This is a genomic window from Chryseobacterium cucumeris (genome assembly GCF_001593385.1).
In the GTDB taxonomy this organism is placed as follows: Bacteria; Bacteroidota; Bacteroidia; order Flavobacteriales; family Weeksellaceae; genus Chryseobacterium; species Chryseobacterium cucumeris.
On sequence record NZ_LUVZ01000034.1, the window covers coordinates 245,299 to 266,010 of the forward strand.

Here is a 20,712-nt window from a genome sequence, read left to right on the forward strand (position 1 = left end):
TTAGTCTATTCATTTTCAGTATTTCCGTCACCCTGGAACAAATCTCCAATAATTCCTCCATCTTCATCCGTTTCGCCTGTTGGTTCCGGATCTTCGTATACTTCAGGCTCTTCTTCTACAGGTTCAGGAATGGTAATATTGATGGCTTTTACTTTGAATTTCGTAAACTGGTTTCCAATAGCTTTTATTCCTTTTACCGCAATAAACTCATCAATATTAATAGTTTCAGGATCGCGTTCTTTCCCTTTATCTTTTGCAAAAATAATTTCTGCAGTAACATCGTTGGCAACAATTACATTTTCGATGAATGATTTCGGGTGTTCAGAAGGCATGAAAGTCTGTACATTCACAGTATTTTCCAGTAAGAATCTCTTAATGAAATAAATATCTTTTTCTCCGTCGTAATAGATACAGGTAATCGGCTGTGCAGGTCTCCATTTTTCCAACACCAGATATTCATCATCAAAACGGTTACCCAAGTCAAAAGACACCAGCTTTACTTCACCATTGGTATTGATGGTCAGGATTTTATCATCTCCCTTGAAACTTCCCAATAATGTACCTCTTGCATCGGCATTTAGTCTTCTTACCGTATCATCAAACCAGATTTTTCTGGGAGCGAGCGTAGAAACTCCTTCTTCCTTCATATCTACTTTCTTTACAGCGTACTTAGTCACCAGATTTCCTTTGGAATCACGCCCTTTAATGGCAAGATCGGAGAAATTGATCTCCATTTTGTTTTTTCTGATTCTAGGGTTAGGTTTTAAAAGCACAGTTACGGTTTCTGCTTCTCCATTAGGATTGGCTGAGAAATATAATGTTTCTGATCCTTTTTTATCTGAAGCTAACGGGTAATCTGTATTTCGGGTTACTCCGGTTACAGAGAATCGTTTCATATAATAAGGTCCCTCCCTTCCTTCACGATAGATCATATTATAGACGGTTCTCTTATCGTTTTTCTTCCAAACAGCAACATGAAGAATGTCTTTACCAATGAAAGTTTTTGCTTCCACTTTTACCACCTTCATACTTCCGTCTTTTCTGAATGTGATGATATCATCAATGTCGGAACAGTCAAACAAATACTGGTCTTTCTTCAGGGATGTTCCGATGAAACCTTCTTCGAAATTCGCATAGAATTTTTCATTGGCTACGGCTACTTTTGTTGCATCAATCGTATCAAAGATTCTAAGCTCAGTCTTTCTTTGTTTGTCTTTACCGTATTTTTTCTGAATATTTAAATAATAATCAATAGCATAAGCAATCAGGTTAGCCAGATTATATTTTACCTGTTCTATTTTACCTTCCAGCGATGCAATATTTTCTTTAAATTTATCTAAATCAAATCTTGAAATTCTCTTGATTCTGATCTCGGTCAGTTTTAAAATATCCTCTTCTGTAACGGTTCTTAAAAGATGTTTGGTATGAGGTTTTAATCCTGCATCAATGGTCTTTAATACATCTTCCCAGGTTTTCACTTCTTCAATATCATGATAAATCCTGTTCTCGATGAAAATTCTTTCCAATGAAGAGAAGTGCCAGCTTTCCTGCAGTTCATGAAGCTCAATTTCCAACTCTTTCTTCAGTAATGAAACGGTATGATCTGTATTCGTTTTTAAAATATCGGATACTGTAAGAAACATTGGTTTGTCACCTACAATCACACAGGCATTCGGAGAGATTGTCACCTGACAGTCTGTAAATGCATACAGCGCATCAATGGTCTTATCCGGTGAAACATCATTATGAATATGAATCAGGATTTCTACTTTATCAGAAGTATTGTCCTCAATCTTTTTGATTTTGATCTTCCCTTTCTCATTGGCTTTCAGAATAGAGTCAATAAGGTCCGTTGTTGTTTTGGAATAAGGAAGTTCAGAAATGACTAATGTATGCTTATCCGTCTGGGTAATTTTGGCTCTTGCTCTTACTTTTCCTCCTCTGTGACCATCGTTATATTCGGAAACGTCAAGATAACCGGCAGTTAAAAAGTCCGGAAACAGTTCAAATTTTTTACCTTTTAAGTAAGCTACAGAGGCATTGATAAGTTCATTAAAGTTATGAGGAAGTATTTTTGTGGAAAGCCCTACACCAATACCTTCTACTCCCTGTGCAAGAAGCAAGGGAAATTTTACCGGTAAATCAATAGGTTCATTGTTTCTTCCGTCATAAGACTTTGTCCAATCTGTAGTTTTAGGATTAAAGACTACTTCCAGGGCAAAAGGTGTCAGTCTTGCTTCAATATATCTCGCAGCAGCTGCAGAGTCACCTGTATAAATATTTCCCCAGTTTCCCTGAGTATCTATTAACAGTTCTTTCTGCCCAATCTGCACCATGGCATCTGTAATGGAAGCATCACCGTGTGGGTGATATTTCATGGTATTTCCCACAATATTGGCCACTTTATTGTAACGGCCGTCTTCCAGCTCCCGCATGGAGTGCATAATTCTTCGTTGAACAGGTTTTAAACCGTCATATATTGAAGGGATCGCTCTATCCAGAATTACATAGGAAGCATAATCAAGAAACCAGTCTTTATACAGCCCGGAAACTTTTTTTAAGCTTTCACCCTCATGCGAATATTCTTCTGTCGTCATCTGTTTTATCTTTTTTCTCTTTATTAGCTTTCACTACTTTGTTCAGAGAGAGTTTTAAATCGTTTACTTCTTTGTTGCTCAAATAAGAGATCTGGTATTTGAGTATGGTAGAACCATTATTTTTACTGGAAACGGTAATGTATAATCTTTTGAAAAAGAAAATACTGACCACATCATATTTTATCAGTTTGTATTTTGGAAATTCGTCATGAAGAGGTTTATTTAAAAAAGGAATAACATTCCTGTTTTTAAAATTCAAAGCTTCTCCATCACTGTCGTATTCAAAAATCTGTCTTCCGCTGATATAAAAGACAATCAGCAGCAACACAGGAATAATAATTAATAAATAACTTTCTTTATCCATCGCATGAAATCTGTATTCATTGGCTGCAAATACAGTTATCCCAAACACTGCAATCATTAAAAGCAGTGTACTCAAAGAGTTATAAACTGATGCTTTATTACGGTTACTTAGTCTCATTTTATTTTTTTGGCTGTGTAAGTATTATAATTTCCTACTTCATCCAAAATTGTGCTTTTTTTCCAGTCTGCAATAGCTCTTACAATCAGTTTTTTAAGTTATAAGTTTTTTTTTAATTTTCTACTTCATTCAGTATTTCTTTTTTATCAATATCAGTATCATCTTCCACCACTAGGTTTTCTAAGATGAAGGTTTGTCTGTCCGGTGTATTTTTCCCCATGTAGAATTCCAGAAGCTGATCAATCGTCTGGTCTTTTCCCACTACTACAGGTTCTAAACGGATATCTTTACCAATGAAGTGCTTAAATTCGTCCGGAGAAATTTCTCCCAATCCTTTAAATCGGGTGATTTCAGGATTTTTCCCCAGTTCGTTTAAGGCTTTTATTCTTTCTGTTTCAGTATAACAATATCTTGTTTCTTTTTTATTCCTTACTCTGAATAACGGAGTCTGAAGGATATACAGGTGTCCGTTTTTAATCAGATCCGGGAAGAACTGCAGGAAGAAAGTAATCATCAGCAAGCGGATGTGCATCCCATCCACATCGGCATCGGTAGCAATAATTACCTGATTGTATCTCAGGTCTTCCAGACTTTCTTCAATATTTAAAGCGGCCTGAAGAAGGTTAAATTCTTCATTTTCATACACCACTTTCTTGGTAAGACCATAACAGTTCAGTGGTTTACCCTTCAGTGAAAATACGGCCTGAGTTTCTACATCTCTGGATTTTGTGATAGATCCTGATGCGGAATCTCCTTCGGTAATGAAGATCTGCGTATCTCCTTTTCTTTCGGCTTTCTGATCGTTATAATGCTGTCTGCAGTCACGAAGTTTTTTATTGTGAAGAGATACTTTTTTTGCTCTTTCTCTGGCCAGTTTCTGAATTCCGGAAAGTTCTTTTCTTTCTCTTTCGGAAATTAATATTTTTCTCTGAATTGCTTCTGCTATTTCCGGATTTTTGTGCAGGAAATTGTCCAGTTTACTCTTCAGGAAATCAATAATGAATGTCCTTACGGTAGGTCCGTTCGGTCCCATGTCATTAGATCCTAATTTTGTTTTGGTCTGGGATTCAAAAACAGGTTCTTCTACATTGATCGAAATGGCAGCAATGATAGACTTTCTGATATCAGAAGCATCAAAACTTTTATTGAAAAATTCACGAATTGTTTTCACATACGCTTCACGGAATGCATTAAGGTGTGTTCCTCCCTGTGTTGTATTCTGTCCGTTTACGAATGAGAAATAGGTTTCTGTCTGTGATTTGTCAGAATGGGTAATCGCCACCTCAATATCATCATCCTTTAAATGGACGATCGGATAAAGGATATCGCTTTCCAGTTCTTCTTCCAATAAGTCTTTAAGACCGTTTTCAGAATAATAGGTTTCTCCGTTGAAAAGAATTTTAAGTCCTGGATTCAGGTAAGCATAGTTACGGAGCATTCTTTCAATATACTCTTTCCTGTATTTGAAATGCAGGAAGATTTCTCCGTCAGGAATAAAAGAAATTTCAGTACCGTTTCTGTCTGAGGTTTCTTTCTCATCAAAGTTTTCTGTAATCATTCCACGGGAGAATTCAGCAACTTTCATTTTTCCATCACGGAAAGAACGAACTCTGAAGTAATCTGACAGGGCATTTACCGCTTTAGTACCAACCCCATTCAAACCTACAGATTTTTTAAACGCTTTACTGTCGTACTTACCACCAGTATTCATTTTTGAGACAGCGTCTACCACTTTCCCTAGTGGAATTCCACGTCCAAAGTCACGGATGGTAACTTTGCCATCGTCCAGTTTTATTTCAATTCTTTTCCCTGATCTCATCCTGAATTCATCAATAGAGTTATCAAGGATTTCTTTTAACAGGATATAAATACCATCATCAGCGGAAGAACCGTCACCGAGCTTCCCGATGTACATACCGGGGCGTAAACGGATGTGTTCCTGCCAATCGAGGGTTCTGATATTATCTTCGGAGTAGGTTGGATTTATTTCTTGTGACATATATGATTTCAGCAAACATACAAAAGTACAAAATTGTCCAAAATTATCCGAATTTTTTTCCTCTTGTTTTTTTTCAATATTCTACTACAACCATTGTATTATTCTTAATCAAATTATATATTTACGAAATTATCATTATCATGTGAAAAATATATTTACTTTCCTCACATTATCTGTAATTTTATTCTTTCCCTCATTATTTCCTTCACAGATCCCCGGGATGGTGAACTATAGCGATGAGGAAGGATTAAATTGTTCTTATACGTATCATCTGAGACAAGATAAAAATGGTTTCATCTGGATAGGCAGCGATAATGGTTTATTCAGATTTGACGGAAAAGAATTTAAACAATACGGTAAGAAAGAAGGGTTAAAGAATATTGATATTATCTCCTGTGAACCTTTGCCCAACGGAGAGGTATTCATTCTTCCCTTTCTGAATGATTTTGCTTATTTAAAAAACAGCCGCGTTATCAATCTGAATATTAATGAGTACGTAAAAAATCAATTTTCAAGCTCAATTCCGAAAGTTACCCGTGATGGAAACCGGCTTTATCTTTATGGCAATTTAAATCCTCAGAATATTTTCATCTATGAAAATGGAAAAGTTAAAAAGATCCCTATCCCATTAGAGTACGGGAAAAGATATTTTGCAACGCTCAGGTTTGAACCACACACCTACAATCTCTATTTGCATGATCCTCATCAGGAAGATATACTTGTCTACAACATCATTACCGGAAAAAAGCAGCATTTGAAAGCAGGAACCGGAAGCATGATCTGTGAAAAAGATGATCTTTTTGTCTTCTTAAATAAAAATACAATTGAAGTGTATCAGCTTTCTGCTCCTTCAGGTATAAAAAAGATCAGTTCTTATGATTGCAGCCCACAAGAGAATGTTTTCTACGGACTTATTGATAAAAACAATAAACTGTGGCTGAATATAAGTAATGGAGGGGTTTTATATTTCAACCAATCACTTACTGAAAAGAAGAGAAACCTTGGTACTCCCATCAAAATACTGGAACGCTATGTGATCAATAATGTTCTGGTAGACAAGGATGATAACGTATGGTTCAATTCAAGGAATAATGGTGTATTTTTCATCTCAAAATCCCTTTTTGCCAATCATATCAATTTGCCTGTAAAAAGTAATTCTGAGTATATAAAAGCCATTGCAAAAGATAACGGAAATATTATTCTCGGCTACAATCAATCTGCCGGAGCTCTTATCAGCAAAGACAATAGGATAAAAAATATCATCCTTGATAAAGGTGATAAAGATGAAAACATCTCTGTTTATTTAAAAGGGAATATTTCCATTTTCGGTTTATCAGGCAAAGTGATTGTTCATGATATAGCCAATAATACTTCTAACAAAATATACTGTTCCTTAAAAAACATTGTCCCTTACACCCAGGATTCCTTATTTTTCTGTACATCTGGAGGTTTATTGACCTACAGTTTAAAAAGTAAAAAAACAACTACCCTTTTTCCGGAACGGGTATACACCGTTTTCCCTTACGACAAAGATAATCTGTTTACCGGCAGCTTCAGCGATCTGTACAAATACAATATCAGAACCCGAAAAAAGACTTTATTCTTGAAAGGATATTATTTTACGGACATTAAAAAATTAGATGATCACACCTATTTGGGAGCTACTAACCTCAACGGGATTATTCTTTTTAATACTCAAGGAATTATAAGAAAAATCGGGAAAAATGATGGATTAATCAATGACCAGGTTAAAAAAATAGAAGTAGAAAATAAAAATACGTTCTGGGCAAGCACCAATTCCGGGATATCCAGAGTTGAGCTGACAGCAAAAAATCAACATATCAGTAACTTCACCCAGACAGACGGACTTCCCTCTGACGCAGTGGCTGGCTGTGCAATAAAAAATGATACCATCTTCATTGGAACTTCTAAAGGACTTGGAATATTTTCCATCAAAAAACTACTTACACAGGAAAAATTCATTCATAAAAAGGTCGTCATTAATTCGGTATCTATTGAAAATAATGAGCATTACGACCTGCAGAAAAGCCTGACTGCTTATCCCCACAATACTGTTATTTTCAATCTCAGCTTTCTTGATTATCCCTCACTGGGAAAAATAAGCTATAAATATAAGCTGGAAGGCCTTAATAACTCGTGGCAGATCAATAATTCTTCTAAAGTCATCTTCAACTCTATTCCCCCAGGTAAATATACCTTCCGGGTTTATGGTTTGGGATATAACGGAAAACAATCCTACGCTTCTTCCGATCTCACTTTTCATATAAAACCTCTATTCTGGCAGACATGGTGGTTCAGGCTGATATTGGCCATCGTCATCATCGGAACTCTCTTGATGATCATCTCTTCTTATCTGCACAAAAAAAAGAATAAGAAAATGGAAAAAATGGAGTATGAAAAGAAGATTGCCGAACTTGAACTCCAGGCTATTAAGGCTCAGATCAACCCTCATTTTATTTATAACTGTCTCAATTCCATCCAATTTTTATTGTATAAAAAAGATTACCTCGAAACAGAAAACTATCTGGATATTTTCGCCAAGATGATCCGAAAAACGCTTTATTATTCAGAAAAAACCTTCATGCCTATAAAAGATGAAGTAGAATATCTCACATTGTATCTTGATATGGAAAAGCTTCGTGTAAAAGATCTTTTTGATTATAAAATTATTATTTCTGAACAGGTAGATCAAAACTGGACGATTCCTTCTTTACTGATCCAGCCTTTTGTGGAAAATGCAATAAAACATGGCATTTCAGGCTTAAAGGACAGAAAAGGAGAAATTCTTATCAGCTTTGATTATACGAATGTTTCTTTATGCATCACCATTGAAGATAATGGTATAGGAATTTCCAATCAGGAATCTTTGAAAAAAGACAACTCCTTTGGGGTAAAACTTTCTCATAAAAGAATTGAGACTTTCAAACAGCTTTTTGATACCAATATATTTTTAGAAATCAATGCGTTTCCGGAAAACAACAGACAGGGGACACAAATTAAACTTTATATACAACCTTATGAGAAATAAAATACAGGCATGCATTGTTGATGATGAGCAAGATGGTAGAGATTATATTGCATTACTTATGGGAAATGAATTTCCTGAAATCAACATAGAATTCCAGGCTTCCTCCGTTGAAGAGGCTTATATTTATCTTATCAAAAACTCTCCTGACATTCTGTTTCTGGACATTCAGTTGGGTGACGGAACCACTTTCGATTTACTGTCAAAGTTTACTGAAGTCCATTCTCAGATTATTTTCATCACAGCACACGAAAATTTTGCTATTCAGGCGATTAAAAACGGGGCTACAGATTACCTTTTAAAGCCTATAAAAAAAATAGATTTTATTATTGCTGTCAATAAAGCCCTGGACAATATCAAAAAAATACAGACTCCTAATCATCCTCTTCTTAAAGATAACAAAATCGTTCTTTCTACTCTTCAGGGATTTAAGTTGGTAGAAATATCCAATATCATCCGCTGTGAAGCAGATTCAAGCTATACTCTTTTTTATCTTGCTGATAAATCAAAAATAATGGTATCCAGAACGCTTCATGAGTTTGAACCCATTCTGATGGAACACCATTTTTTCAGAATACATCATAAGCATCTTATTAATATTAACCATCTTCAGGAATATATTAAAGGCAGAGGCGGACAGGTAGTAATGAGTGATGGATCCGTTCTGGATGTCTCCTACCGCAAGAAGAATGACTTCCTTTCCACCATAGGAAAACCCGAATAAAAATATTTTCTTTCGCACTTACTTATTCAACCTCCGCACTTATTAGTTGGAGCTGTTTTTTGTTAAGGCTCTTCTCTACTTTCGTCATGTTAAACAAAAAAAAAATTATCATGAAAATCACTAGAAAAGTACTCAAGAGAAATCAAATGGGATCCATTGCCGGAGGAACAGCGTTTATTACCCCAAGTAACCCTGGAACAATCCCTCAACCCCAGCCTCCTATTGCGCCTAATCCGCAACCTATCGGAGGACTTCCCTTTATTTATACCATGCCATGGAATGGATTACCATGGATTGAGCCTAAATAATAATGATTTTAAAAATACATTCCAGTCTACCGATTGGAATGTGGTTTTTAAAAGAAAAAGTTTCGGAACAGTCTTATTCCGGACCAGAAAATAATATAAAAACTAAAAATTAAAACATGAAAAAAATAGTATTCTACATGGCTTTGGTTTCTCTTTTATCCGTATCCTGTTCTGATGTGATAGAACAATATGAAACTGAAGCATCCAATTCCCAACTCATGAACAGGGATCTCACTTCAGAGGATGAAACAAAATATGCTGAAGAGGGAGAACCCACCGTATTAGGAGAACAACTTCCTATTCCATACACAATTGAAAACATGATGGCTGCTTACAAATCATTGCTGGCTGAGCCAAAAGCAGAAGGCAACAGATCATTGACTGCTGTAAATATTCGCTCTACACACAAATACATTAAATTCAATCCGGCAACGGAAGATGAACTGGAAACACTACAGCAATCCGATCTTATTCTTTATGATTATCCACTTGATAAAGAAGTATTGGTGGTCGGTAAATTCTATCATGATCCTGATGTTCCGGCCGATCAGCCTACACCGCAATATGCAACTGTGAGGAATGAAACAGCCTTACCTGCCGGTATTAGCTATGAAATTCTTCAGGAGGTGTACCTTCCTGAAGAGGATATTGAACTCTTAGGCACTGGTAATATGAATTATAAATTCGTCTATAGTCTGGTCAATAGAGCAGAAAACATATCCGGTTTCACTCCTTGGGAGCCTAGCGACTATAAGCCCTGGGATAATATAGGAGAACCCGGGCAATGGTATCCCAATCCAAACCCAAATCCCGGAGGAGGCGGAGGTGGTGCCCCAATATATGGTACCATTCGAATCTTTGATACAAGGTTAAATACACTGATCCCTTTTGAAGGCGCCAAAGTTACCGCTAAAAGGGGTTTGAGAACAAGAGAAGGAATCACCAATGCAAATGGCCAGTACGGACTGGACGGTACACCTTTCCCAAACAACAAAAAAGTGGACTTCAAGCTGCATATGGATAGGAAGCATTTTGTAATTAAAGATAACCAGATTAGCCCTTCCAATGTGAGCCGAAATAATATCAAAAGTAATCATTGGAGCCATGACATCATGCCTGGCTATGAAAATATGCAGGGCCATATGTTTAGAGCAGCCTACCGTTATTTTTATAAAGATATTGGAGGCTTACAAAGACCTGTCAGACCTAGTGGAAACCGTTCACATATTATAGCGAAGAATACAGCTAAAGATTGGCAGGGAATCAATTACGTGGTTTTTCCTTACCTGAAGATAGCAAGATTCCGACCTGGGTCAACGACAGAATATCAGTCTGATGATTATTTTTCAACGACTGTACATGAACTTGCCCATACTTCGCATGTTATCAAAATGAACACCGGGGCAGTTCAGTATTCACAGGTTAATTCGATGCTGCAAGAAAGCTGGCCATGCGCTGTAGAATGGTTTGTAACAGGAATAGAATATAGAGAAAGAGGTATTGCAAATTACGGAACTCCAAATTATAATCCCTCTAATCCACCTGTATTCCCTAATCGTTTCGGATATCAGTTCTGGAGTTTGAATACAAGTTCTGACTACACAAGCTTATTTATTAACTTAGTGGATAACTTCAACGAATTGGGACAGTCATTTAGCTCTCAGCCTATGGGAACAGTCAATGATCAGGTTACCGGCTATACTTTAGCCAATATTGAAACTAATCTTCTAAAATATTGTTATGGATTAAGCAGTTTAAGCACTCAGCTTAAAGCGAACAGACCGGCAGGAGTAAGCAATGCACAGATTGATTTACTATTGAGCTTTTATTAAGTTTATTCCATTAAAAATAACGACCATCCTTACAACAGGATGGTCGTTTTATATAACTAATTTATTTCAGTCCTACTTCATGTAAGGATTCAAAATATTACCTTTTATTTTCCAGCTGCCCAATCATATTTTTCAGCATCGCTGGTACAATCATTTTATGGAAAGGCCGAACGGGTAAAAAATACAGTACTCCCAGCCAGTTATGAAATTTTACAGTAGTGGATATGGTAAGGGAGTTTTTATTGATCTCTTTTTTATTCTTGTCTATGAAAAGAGAAACTCTGAAATCCAGATGCTTGTCATCTTCTCCCAGAACAATTTCGTTGTTGGTTTTATCAAACACCTTAAAAAGCCCTACACGCTCTCCTACTTCACATTGAAAATCCTTCTCTTTTGGTTGCTTTTCTGCTTCATTTCCGGTTTTTAATCCGAATAATCCCATTATCTTATTTCTGAAAGCAAACATTTTCTTTCCCCATTTTGGTCCGCTTGTAAAGAAAGCCTTTCCTATTTCCGAGATATCGATGTTTCCTCCGTCATTGGCAAGTTCTCCCTGAAAACTATCCATATAATCAAAATCTTTTTTCCCCTGAGATAAAATAGACTTTTCAGGAAACTCTGTCTTATTAATCCTCATTGTCATTGTTTTTATGGTTGTTGGTCTAACAAATGTAAGTATCTTTTCATTGATTTAAAAGGGAAATTTAAACAAATGTTTAGATTTGTTGTATATTCCGAAACTGACATTTAATTTTAAAATTTTTCATTATTCTTTTTAAATATGCTATTTTCTAATTTTTATTACTATAAGTTCAATCTGTTTTAATTATTTCATTAAATTCGGTCAACAAAACTGTTTTTATGATACAACTTCCTTTATCAAAACTTTCCAATGTAGGAACTACTATTTTCAGCCACATGACTCAGCTTGCCAATGAGAATGAAGCCATCAATCTGTCTCAGGGCTTTCCTGATTTTATGCCAGATTCAGAATTATTAAATCATGTAGATTATTTTATTAAAAAAGGCTTCAACCAATATGCTCCTCTTGGCGGAATGATTGGCTTAAAGGAAGAAATTGCACGAAAAATTGAAAACAGCCATAAGGCAATTTACCATCCGGAATCTGAAATAACAGTTACTGCAGGCGGCACACAGGCCATTTTCACGGCTATTGCATCATTTATTAAAAAGGATGACGAAGTAATTATTTTTGAACCGGCGTATGATTGTTATGAACCTACTGTAGAACTTTTCGGAGGTATTGTAAAACGGTTTGAAATGAAAGCTCCGGATTATGAAATCAACTGGGCGGAAGTAAAGAATCTTGTCAGTGAAAAAACCAGGATGATCATTCTTAATAATCCTAACAATCCTTCAGGAAAAATCCTGAAAGAAAATGACTTACAAGAACTTATTAATCTGGTAAAAGGCACTTCCATTCTTATTTTGAGTGATGAAGTGTATGAAAATATTGTTTTTGATGGAAAACAGCACTTAAGCATCTGTAAGTATCCGGAATTGAAAGAAAGAAGCCTTCTTGTAGCCTCTTTTGGGAAACTTTTCCATGTTACCGGATGGAAAGTGGGCTATTGTGCAGCACCCAAAAGTTTAACAGAAGAATTCAGGAAAGTGCATCAATTCAATGTTTTTTGTGTAAACACTCCTATTCAGCTGGCTTTGGCAGAATACATGAAGAATGACGAACATTATACTTATCTGAATCAGTTTTTCCAGGAAAAAAGAGACTTTCTGAGAAAAGGTCTTGCAGGTACATCATTCGAACTTATGGATTGTGAAGGAACTTATTTTCAGGCGTTGAAATATGATAAGATTTCTGATAAAAATGATTTTGATTTTGCTTCAGAACTTACCATCAATCATAAGGTGGCCAGCGTTCCCTTCTCTTCTTTCTATAAAAACAAGCTGAATGAGAATGTAATCAGGTTATGCTTTGCCAAGAAGCAGGAAACTCTGGAAAAAGCTCTTGAGAATTTATCAAAGATTTAATACTTCCTGATTAAAACAAAGAGGCAAAGAGATTATGCATACAACTCCGGAAATGTTTCCGGAGTTTTTATTTTCTATTCAAAGATGAATTTTAAATTAACGGAGAAAGCAGTCTGGCCAGGTGTTCAAAAAAAACTTTGAATTTTGACCTTTTTTTCCAGGTATTAAGGAAGATTTCTTCACAATCATTCATATCCTCAATAAAAAGATTTTTAAGCTTAAGGTTAATTTCAGCATCAAAGATTAATGTATTCACCTCAAAATTAAGTTCCTGACTTCTGACATCCATATTCGCTGTTCCTACAGACGAAAAATGGTCATCAACAATCATTGTTTTGGCATGAATAAACCCTTTCTTGTAAAAGAACACCCTCACTTTGTTCTCCAGAAGTTCTTCGTAATAGGAATAGGCAGCGGCATTCACCACTACCGAATCTCCTGATTTTGGCACCATAAGCCTTACATCAATTCCCGAAAGACCAGCCTGCTTTATAGCATTCAATACCGTTTCAACAGGAATAAAATAAGGCGTTACAATATATACCCTTTTTTTCGCAGAAAGAATGGCCGAACTGGTGCTCAACATAATAGAAGGTCTGGTATCAGGTCCACTTGCAGCAACCTGAACCAGGGAGCTTCCTGCTTCTGTTTTTTTATAACCGAAATAAGACGTTGAGATTTCAGGAAGTTTTTCAGTGGCAAAAACCCAGTTGCTGAAAAATAAAAATTGAAAATAAAAAGCAGCTTCTCCTTTAATGTAAAGATGAACGTCTCTCCAGTACTGTTTTGGATTAGGATTGATGTATTTATCCGAAACATTAATGCCACCTGTAAAAACCTCAGTACCATCTACAATAATAATCTTTCTGTGATCTCTGTAATTCACTCTGTTGGCAAGAAGCCTGAAAGTAATTTTGTTAACAGGAGATACTTCTACCCCAGCTTTCTGTAATCCTTTTAAAAACTTCCGGCCTAATTTCCCACTTCCCAGATCATCATAAAGAAAACGTATTTTAACACCTTGCTTTGCTTTCTTCATCAATAGATCAGCAAGCCTGTTCCCTACTTCATCATTATCATAAATATAATATTCCAGATGGATATGATGGGTTGCCTTTTCAAGTACTTCGAAAACTTTTTCAAATTTAGCCTCACCATTGATCAGAACTTCAGTATGATTTCCATGAGAAATGGGTGCATTTCCGGCATTATAAAGAAAATTAACTGTGAGTAGAAAATTCTGCAATTCTTCCTGATGACCATTCAGTGTTTTATGATGGGTTTCTTCAATATATTGCTGTACTTTCTGATATATCTGCTCATTACGTTCTATTTTGAAGGTATAAAATTTATTCTTCCTGAAGTTGACCCCAAAAACAAAATAAATAATGATTCCCACCACCGGAAGAAAAATAATAAGCAGAAGATAAGCCAGTGTTTTACTTGTATTTCTGGTATCCATAATAATCTTACCCGCAAGGAAAGTAACCCCGAGAAGATAAAGGGCCTCCAGTCCCAGCAGAAGGTATGGGTACTGATCAAGAAATTCTTTAATCATATAAACTGATCTCTAGATTAAAGATAATAAAAAAGGCCAAAAAGGAAATTAAAAACTTCGCTTTTTGGCCTTTAAAGTTCTATAGGAACATTCCTCCTGAAACTTCTATTCTTTGTCCATTGATCCACCTTGCATCTTCCATACACAGGAATGCCACCACTCCACCAATATCATCCGGAAGACCTACTCTTCCCAGTGCCGTTGCACCTGCTACCATGGCATTGATCTCTTCATTGTCTCTTACTCTTCCGCCGCCAAAATCTGTTTCAATAGCTCCCGGCGCCACAACATTGGCTTTAATTTTTCTTGAACCGAGCTCTTTAGCCATGTATTTCGTAAGCATTTCTACTCCAGCTTTTATAGATCCATAAACAGAGGATCCAGGTGTTGCAAATCTCGCCAACCCTGAAGAGACATTAATAATACCTCCTCCATCGTTGATAAATGGCAATAATTTTTGAGTCAGGAAAAACACTCCTTTAAAATGAATATCTACCACATCGTCCAATTGTTCTTCAGTTACTTCCGTAATCGGGGAATATAAGGCTGTTCCTGCATTATTGATCAGATAATCAATATGAGTACTTCCTGTATTTTGCTGCAAATGATCTGTTACGTTTTTTACAAAAGCATCAAAGCTTTTAATATCTTTTGTATCAAGCTGAAATGCTGTAGCATTTCTTCCCATTGACTTGATTTCAGAGACAACAGCATCAGCTTCTTCTTTGTTGCTTCTGTAGGTAATAATAACATCTAATCCTTTTTGAGCAATTTTAAGTGCCGAATTTTTCCCTAATCCACGGCTTCCTCCGGTTACCAATGCAATATTTGTTTTTGTGTTCATTGTATTTTGCTTATTTTGATGGTACAAAGTTGGGATATTTTCAGACTGTAGTATTTGCTTGAATCAATCTAAAATTTGCAAAATTCAAATCAGGAACGAAATTCCAATGGAGTAAACGTTGTTTTCCTTTTAAAAAAATTGGAAAAATGGGCAATCTCTTCAAATCCCAGGGCGTAAGATATTTCTGAAACATTCCATTTTGTCTGTTTTAAAAGTATTTTAGCTTCCTGAATAATCCGGTCCGAAATAAATTCTGTGGTTGTCTTTCCGGTGCTTTCCTTTAATCTTTTGTTTAAGTAATTGACATGAACAGCCAATCGGTCTGCATAATCTTTTGCCGTTTTCAATTGTAGTCTCTGTTCCCATGATTCAATAGGGAACTGTCTTTCCAACAGTTCTATAAACAAGGAAACCACTCGCATGGATGCATCATTTGAAGCCGAAATTTTGGATGCAGGCTGTAATTTCTGCCCATAATGAATCAGCTCCAGAACATAGTTTCTGATCAGATCATATTTAAAGACATAATCTGAATCTATTTCTTTTTTTATCTTTTTAAAGAGGCTTTCAATCTCTTCTGCAAGCTCACCATCAATTTCAAAAACAGGAACTCCGCCTGGCTGAAAAATAGGAAGATCTTCCAGATTGTAATAAGACTTATCCTTAATAAAGAAATCTTCCGTAAAAACACAGAAACTTCCGGACTGATCCGGGGCTTCAGGAACCCAGTGATAGGGAACTTTAGGTGTAGCAAACAATAGAGCGTTTTGCTTTATTGAAATTACTTTGTCTGCGTATTCTGCTCTATTTCTTCCTTTTATAAAGCTTATTTTATAGTACTTTCTTCTATTATAAGGCATTTCAGAAGTAGTCTTGGCTCTTTCTATCGTTTGGGCAATATCAAAAACATTAAAGTGACCAATGTCTTTATGAAGTCCTTTTGGAAAAATACTTTCAAGATCCTTGCCCAGTTTGGCAGCCATCTCCTTGTAAAAATCTTCCAGTGAGGTATGTGCAATTTTTTCCATCGCAGATGATTTGTAAAATTCAAATATACGAAGTTATCAATCAACCTTTTTTGAAATGATTACAGATTGCTCGTCCGATCTCAAGACTTTTTTAAATTTCAAAAAAACACACCATATGGATTTATTGAAAATTTCAATGGAATCACTTATTCTATTGAAAATTTATCACAATATTACAGATACAACATTATATTTTTTTCATTTTTTTCTATATACAGTGATATAACTCATTTATTTTTATTATTTTCGTTAAAACTAACCCATTAAAAATCAAATCAATGAGAAATCAAATCAGTCAAATCGGAAAAAAATTAAACAAAAAAGAATTAAGAACCATTAAAGGTGGTCTTATCAACTGTATGGAACCGGTTCTTTGTCCTACCCCTTGCGAGCCTTCTTCTGATCCATATGGATGCACAATCATTTCTCCAAAATGTGCACAAAAAGAGTGCAGACCTCAATTATAAATAAAACATCATTTAATAAAAAAAAAAATTATGAAAAAGGTAGAATTAAGCAAAGGTAAAAAGCTTGAAAAAAAACAATTAAAAACTATTTTAGGAGGTATGTTAGATTGTATGGAACCAAGACCATGTACAGAATTTCCTTGTGAAACTTATCCCCCTGACGATGTCAGAAACTGCACTAAAATTTCTGTGGGATGCGCCCAAAAAATCTGCAGACCACAACCATAAAGATAGAATTCTTCACTAAACCAAAAATTAAACATTATGAAAAATCAAGATTTAAATCACGGAAAAAAATTGAATAAAAAACAATTAAGAGTAATTACTGGTGGAAAAGAAATGTGCTTGCTTCCAGACCTTACTTGTAAGAAATATTCTTTTGCCTGTGCAGAAATTCAATGCCAGCCTGGTATTGAATTGTAAAAGCAAAAAAAACTAAACCATAAAAAAAACTTAAACGAATGAGAAACCAACATTTAAATAATGGTAAAAAACTTAATAAAAAAGAGTTGAAAACCATTAAAGGAGGCGTAATGATATGTGCTGGAGGAGCTAACGGAGGATGTGCACAAATTCATCCATCATGCTATGAAAAGCAATGCCGTCCTGGGGTAACAGAAGTGTGCATGCCAACATCAAATACTTGTATAAAAAGGTCTTTTAATTGTGTAGAACCACCATGTTGGCCAAACTTAGAGCCTCCAATATTATAATGATATTAAATGAATCGCTTCTTTAAAAAGAAGCGATTTTTAATTTGTATTCATTTAGCTCACAGTACCACCTAGATCTTTTAGCATCCATTTTCCCTTTATATACTCTGCAGCATAATCATTAGTAAATCCACTTCCTGAAACATAGATATAGAATATATTCGGATCTTTATCATTGGTTTGAATTTTGGAAATGTTCCTGTCTGTTACATCCGTAATCCTCAGATAAGGAGTTTGCTTATTTTTATCTTCCGAAACAAATAGTACTCTTGCCTCAGAGTTAATGTGATGAAAATAGTCACAATCAGTTTCATAAATCTGAAATGTATAATGTAGTTTTTTCATATTAATCATTCCATTATTGGGCTGTAAAAGCTCATAAAGCTGAGTAAATTTGTTCTTCTCAGATTTAAATAAAGGATTCATATCCTCAAAGTCATTAATGCCATCTCCATCTGTATCCTCATCCATCTGATTAAGTCCAAAACTTTTCTCAAAGATATCATTATAACCATCATGATCAGAATCCTTCGTTACATCTTTCAGGTTCATTTTAAAAAGTTTCCCGTCTTCCATTGCAGAATAATCATCATATCCGGGAAGCCCTCCTACCTTTACAATTTTCACAAGACTTCCTTCAAACTGAAGAAACCCATCTTTGATAATAGGCAATTCCTGAATTTCGTTGATGTAATAATGGCTGAAACTCAATCCAAGAAAATATGCTTTAGGTTTTTCATTTTCAATAGTCAGAAGCCAGAAGCCAAGTCTGTTTCGTCCTAAACCATACAAAACATTCCCTACCTGCTGCGAAGAATAAAACGCAAACTGATCTGAAAATTTCTCTCTGAACACTTTAAACTGACTTTCCAGCCTTTTTTCCATTTTTTCATATACTTCAGATCCTGCATGGGTAAAAGATTCAACACTGTCTTGCCTAAAACTGCGGTATTTCTTAAGGCTAGTAATTTCTAAATAATCAACCTTTTTATTCAGTATCTGTTTCACAGTATAAGGCTTCTGTTCCTTATAAACTTCAAACACCTGATCTCTTCTGTTGGTAAAACAGTTTTTCTCAACAGATTGAGAACATGAAAAAAATAAAATAAGAATTGTAAAATAACAGATTTTCATAGTTAAAGTTTGATGTATAAAAGCAAAAAACGCTCCCAAATTCATGGAAACGCTTTTTTTTATAACTAACTTTAATACTTTTCTTATACGTTGAATCTAAAGTGCATGATGTCGCCATCCTGTACGATATATTCTTTACCTTCTACAGAAAGCTTTCCAGCTTCTTTTACTTTTACTTCAGAACCATAGTTTACGTAATCGTTATACTTGATTACTTCTGCACGGATAAATCCTTTTTCAAAGTCTGTGTGGATTACTCCTGCAGCTTGTGGAGCAGTCCATCCCTGTCCGATAGTCCAGGCTCTTACTTCTTTTACCCCAGCTGTAAAATACGTCTGAAGTTTCAAAAGATCATACGCTTTTCTGATCAAACGGTTAACACCAGGTTCTGTAAGCCCTAGCTCATCAAGGAAAATTTCTCTTTCTTCGAAAGTTTCAAGCTCATTGATATCAGCTTCGATCTGAGCGGCTAATACGACTACTTCAGCACCTTCGCCTTTAGCCATTTCTTCAATCTTAGCAATCCACTCATTTCCGTTTTTGATAGAGTTTTCATCTACGTTACAAACGTAAAGAACCGGTTTATTTGTCAACAATTGAACTTCTCCGATGATTGATTTTGTAAAGTCATCAGTGGCAAATTCTCTTGCATTTTTACCATCTTCAAGGAATTTCTGTAAGTTCTGAAGAGTTTCGTAAGTAAGGATATCTTCTTTCTTCCCTGATTTGATGAATTTTTTAGCTTTCTCAACTGCTTTTCCTACGGTTTCAAGGTCTTTCAGCTGAAGCTCTATATCAATAATTTCTTTATCTCTTAATGGGTCTACTGAACCTTCTACGTGAACGATATTTCCGTTATCAAAACATCTTAAAACATGAATAATCGCTTCACACTCACGGATATTAGCTAAGAACTGGTTCCCCAATCCTTCTCCTTTGCTGGCTCCTTTTACAAGACCTGCAATATCAACAATCTCAACTACAGCGGGTAAAACTCTTTCAGGTTTTACGATTTTCTCGAGTTCAAACAATCTCTGATCCGGTACAGAAACCGTTCCAAGGTTCGGTTCAATCGTACAGAAAGGATAGTTTGCTGATTGAGCTTTTGCGTTGCTCAGACAGTTAAAAAGAGTTGATTTACCTACATTCGGTAAGCCTACGATTCCACATTTCATATTGTAAAATTCAAAGTTTAAGGTTTAGGGTAACTCAAGGTTTCTCCAACTTTAAACATTGAACTCAGAACCTTGAATTACGAGTGTGCAAAGATAGTGATTTTTGACAGAGTTTCATAATAAAAAAATCTGCCAAATTCTGACAGATTTTCAAAAGGTTTGGATTCACCGGATGTTTATGGGTTAGCTCCCGTAGCGTTCTGGGCCAGCGGAACATCATTCGGTGCTTCCTCTAAAGTTTTATCTAAAGTAAATAAAGATTCGTCAGTAGCTCTGTCACCTCCTGCGATTTTCAATTTATCTATTAAGTTTTGAGCCAATGTTTCCTCTTCAATCTGTTCCTGAACAAACCATTGCATAAAATTCCATGTAGCCCAGTCTTTTTCTTCCATAGAAAGATCTACGATTCTGTAAATAGCAGTGGTATTGTCAACTTCATGTTTAAATACACCATCAAAGCAGGCAGTAAGGCTTTCGGGATCTGCGGGAGGAGCAGGAATAGCGTCTACCTTTGGTTTTCCTCCTCTGTTTAAAATATATTCCATGAATTTGATCGAGTGATTTCTTTCTTCCTGAGCATGGCGATAAAGAAAGTTGGCAATTCCCTGATAACCTTTATCATCAGCCCAAATTCCGTAGGATAAAAAAACGTGTGATGCATGAATTTCCTTGTTCATCTGATCACTTAATGCCTTTTCCATGTTGGTGGAAAGTCTTTTAGTATTCATAATGTTATATTTTGGTGATTATAGAATGAATCATGCAAAAACAGTTCCGATAAGTTCATTATTTGCTA

At 35.6% G+C, this 20,712-nt stretch carries 19 protein-coding genes; 9 read left to right on the top strand and 10 right to left on the bottom strand.

The genetic code is table 11. The features are described from left to right. Positions 1-5: 5 nt before the first annotated feature. The 3 genes from A1704_RS16330 to A1704_RS16340 all read right to left on the bottom strand — a co-directional run bounded on the left by A1704_RS16330 (position 6) and on the right by A1704_RS16340 (position 5,077). On the bottom strand, positions 6-2,597 hold the full coding sequence (locus tag A1704_RS16330) for a DNA gyrase/topoisomerase IV subunit A (RefSeq protein WP_062675144.1): 2,592 nt from the start codon (positions 2,595-2,597) through the stop codon (positions 6-8). After that, positions 2,572-3,078 (bottom strand): hypothetical protein, encoded by a 507-nt coding sequence (locus tag A1704_RS16335; RefSeq protein ID WP_065119656.1) that lies wholly within the window; start codon positions 3,076-3,078, stop codon positions 2,572-2,574. The genes A1704_RS16330 and A1704_RS16335 overlap by 26 nt, the downstream gene beginning before the upstream one ends. A 112-nt stretch (positions 3,079-3,190) precedes the next feature. Next, complete coding sequence (locus tag A1704_RS16340; RefSeq protein ID WP_062675146.1) at positions 3,191-5,077, bottom strand: DNA topoisomerase IV subunit B; 1,887 nt, start codon at positions 5,075-5,077, stop codon at positions 3,191-3,193. A 220-nt stretch (positions 5,078-5,297) separates the two neighbouring features. Between A1704_RS16340 and A1704_RS16345 the strand changes: the two genes are divergently transcribed. From A1704_RS16345 to A1704_RS16360, 4 genes are all read left to right on the top strand, one after another. Continuing rightward, a complete protein-coding gene (locus tag A1704_RS16345) occupies positions 5,298-8,126 on the top strand; it encodes a sensor histidine kinase (protein ID WP_131797523.1) in 2,829 nt (942 codons plus the stop codon). After that, positions 8,116-8,847, top strand: coding sequence for a LytR/AlgR family response regulator transcription factor (locus A1704_RS16350; RefSeq protein ID WP_062675148.1), 732 nt, complete (start codon positions 8,116-8,118; stop codon positions 8,845-8,847). The genes A1704_RS16345 and A1704_RS16350 overlap by 11 nt, the downstream gene beginning before the upstream one ends. A gap of 110 nt (positions 8,848-8,957) precedes the next feature. Further along, positions 8,958-9,155, top strand: coding sequence for a hypothetical protein (locus A1704_RS16355; protein ID WP_131797524.1), 198 nt, complete (start codon positions 8,958-8,960; stop codon positions 9,153-9,155). Positions 9,156-9,271: 116 nt separating this feature from the next. Then, the gene (locus tag A1704_RS16360) at positions 9,272-10,987 is read left to right on the top strand and encodes a hypothetical protein (protein WP_131797525.1); all 1,716 of its coding nucleotides are present in this window, start codon (positions 9,272-9,274) and stop codon (positions 10,985-10,987) included. A gap of 97 nt (positions 10,988-11,084) precedes the next feature. Here the strand turns inward: A1704_RS16360 and A1704_RS16365 are convergent, their stop codons facing one another. Beyond that, positions 11,085-11,624: a DUF2867 domain-containing protein gene (locus tag A1704_RS16365; RefSeq protein ID WP_062675151.1), complete on the bottom strand. Its 540-nt coding sequence runs from the start codon at positions 11,622-11,624 to the stop codon at positions 11,085-11,087. Between the two features lie 224 nt (positions 11,625-11,848). Here A1704_RS16365 and A1704_RS16370 point away from each other — a divergent pair, with 224 nt between their 5' ends. Next, on the top strand, positions 11,849-12,997 hold the full coding sequence (locus tag A1704_RS16370; RefSeq protein ID WP_062675152.1) for a methionine aminotransferase: 1,149 nt from the start codon (positions 11,849-11,851) through the stop codon (positions 12,995-12,997). Between the two features lie 91 nt (positions 12,998-13,088). Here the strand turns inward: A1704_RS16370 and cls are convergent, their stop codons facing one another. The 3 genes from cls to A1704_RS16385 all read right to left on the bottom strand — a co-directional run bounded on the left by cls (position 13,089) and on the right by A1704_RS16385 (position 16,427). Beyond that, a complete protein-coding gene (gene cls, locus A1704_RS16375) occupies positions 13,089-14,555 on the bottom strand; it encodes a cardiolipin synthase (RefSeq protein ID WP_062675153.1) in 1,467 nt (488 codons plus the stop codon). A gap of 79 nt (positions 14,556-14,634) precedes the next feature. Next, positions 14,635-15,399: an SDR family NAD(P)-dependent oxidoreductase gene (locus A1704_RS16380; protein WP_062675154.1), complete on the bottom strand. Its 765-nt coding sequence runs from the start codon at positions 15,397-15,399 to the stop codon at positions 14,635-14,637. Positions 15,400-15,488: 89 nt separating this feature from the next. Beyond that, a complete protein-coding gene (locus tag A1704_RS16385; protein WP_062675155.1) occupies positions 15,489-16,427 on the bottom strand; it encodes a helix-turn-helix domain-containing protein in 939 nt (312 codons plus the stop codon). A gap of 278 nt (positions 16,428-16,705) precedes the next feature. On the opposite strand from A1704_RS16385, the gene A1704_RS16390 reads away from it, so the two are divergent. Genes A1704_RS16390 through A1704_RS24075 form a run of 4 tightly spaced genes read left to right on the top strand, consistent with a single transcriptional unit; the run spans position 16,706 to position 17,607 of the window. Continuing rightward, positions 16,706-16,894 carry a hypothetical protein gene (locus tag A1704_RS16390; protein WP_062675156.1) on the top strand — a complete coding sequence of 63 codons (189 nt, stop codon included), beginning with the start codon at positions 16,706-16,708 and terminating at the stop codon, positions 16,892-16,894. A gap of 30 nt (positions 16,895-16,924) precedes the next feature. Further along, the gene (locus A1704_RS16395; protein ID WP_062675157.1) at positions 16,925-17,122 is read left to right on the top strand and encodes a hypothetical protein; all 198 of its coding nucleotides are present in this window, start codon (positions 16,925-16,927) and stop codon (positions 17,120-17,122) included. Between the two features lie 36 nt (positions 17,123-17,158). Then, positions 17,159-17,317, top strand: coding sequence for a hypothetical protein (locus A1704_RS24735; protein ID WP_167348781.1), 159 nt, complete (start codon positions 17,159-17,161; stop codon positions 17,315-17,317). Between the two features lie 38 nt (positions 17,318-17,355). Next, complete coding sequence (locus A1704_RS24075; protein WP_082798802.1) at positions 17,356-17,607, top strand: bacteriocin; 252 nt, start codon at positions 17,356-17,358, stop codon at positions 17,605-17,607. Positions 17,608-17,661: 54 nt separating this feature from the next. Here the strand turns inward: A1704_RS24075 and A1704_RS16400 are convergent, their stop codons facing one another. From A1704_RS16400 to A1704_RS16410, 3 genes are all read right to left on the bottom strand, one after another. Then, on the bottom strand, positions 17,662-18,741 hold the full coding sequence (locus tag A1704_RS16400; RefSeq protein WP_062675158.1) for a hypothetical protein: 1,080 nt from the start codon (positions 18,739-18,741) through the stop codon (positions 17,662-17,664). An 83-nt stretch (positions 18,742-18,824) separates the two neighbouring features. Then, positions 18,825-19,916, bottom strand: a complete 1,092-nt coding sequence (ychF, locus tag A1704_RS16405; RefSeq protein ID WP_062675159.1) for a redox-regulated ATPase YchF — start codon at positions 19,914-19,916, stop codon at positions 18,825-18,827. Between the two features lie 176 nt (positions 19,917-20,092). Next, on the bottom strand, positions 20,093-20,644 hold the full coding sequence (locus A1704_RS16410; protein ID WP_062675160.1) for a ferritin: 552 nt from the start codon (positions 20,642-20,644) through the stop codon (positions 20,093-20,095). Positions 20,645-20,712 lie beyond the last annotated feature (68 nt).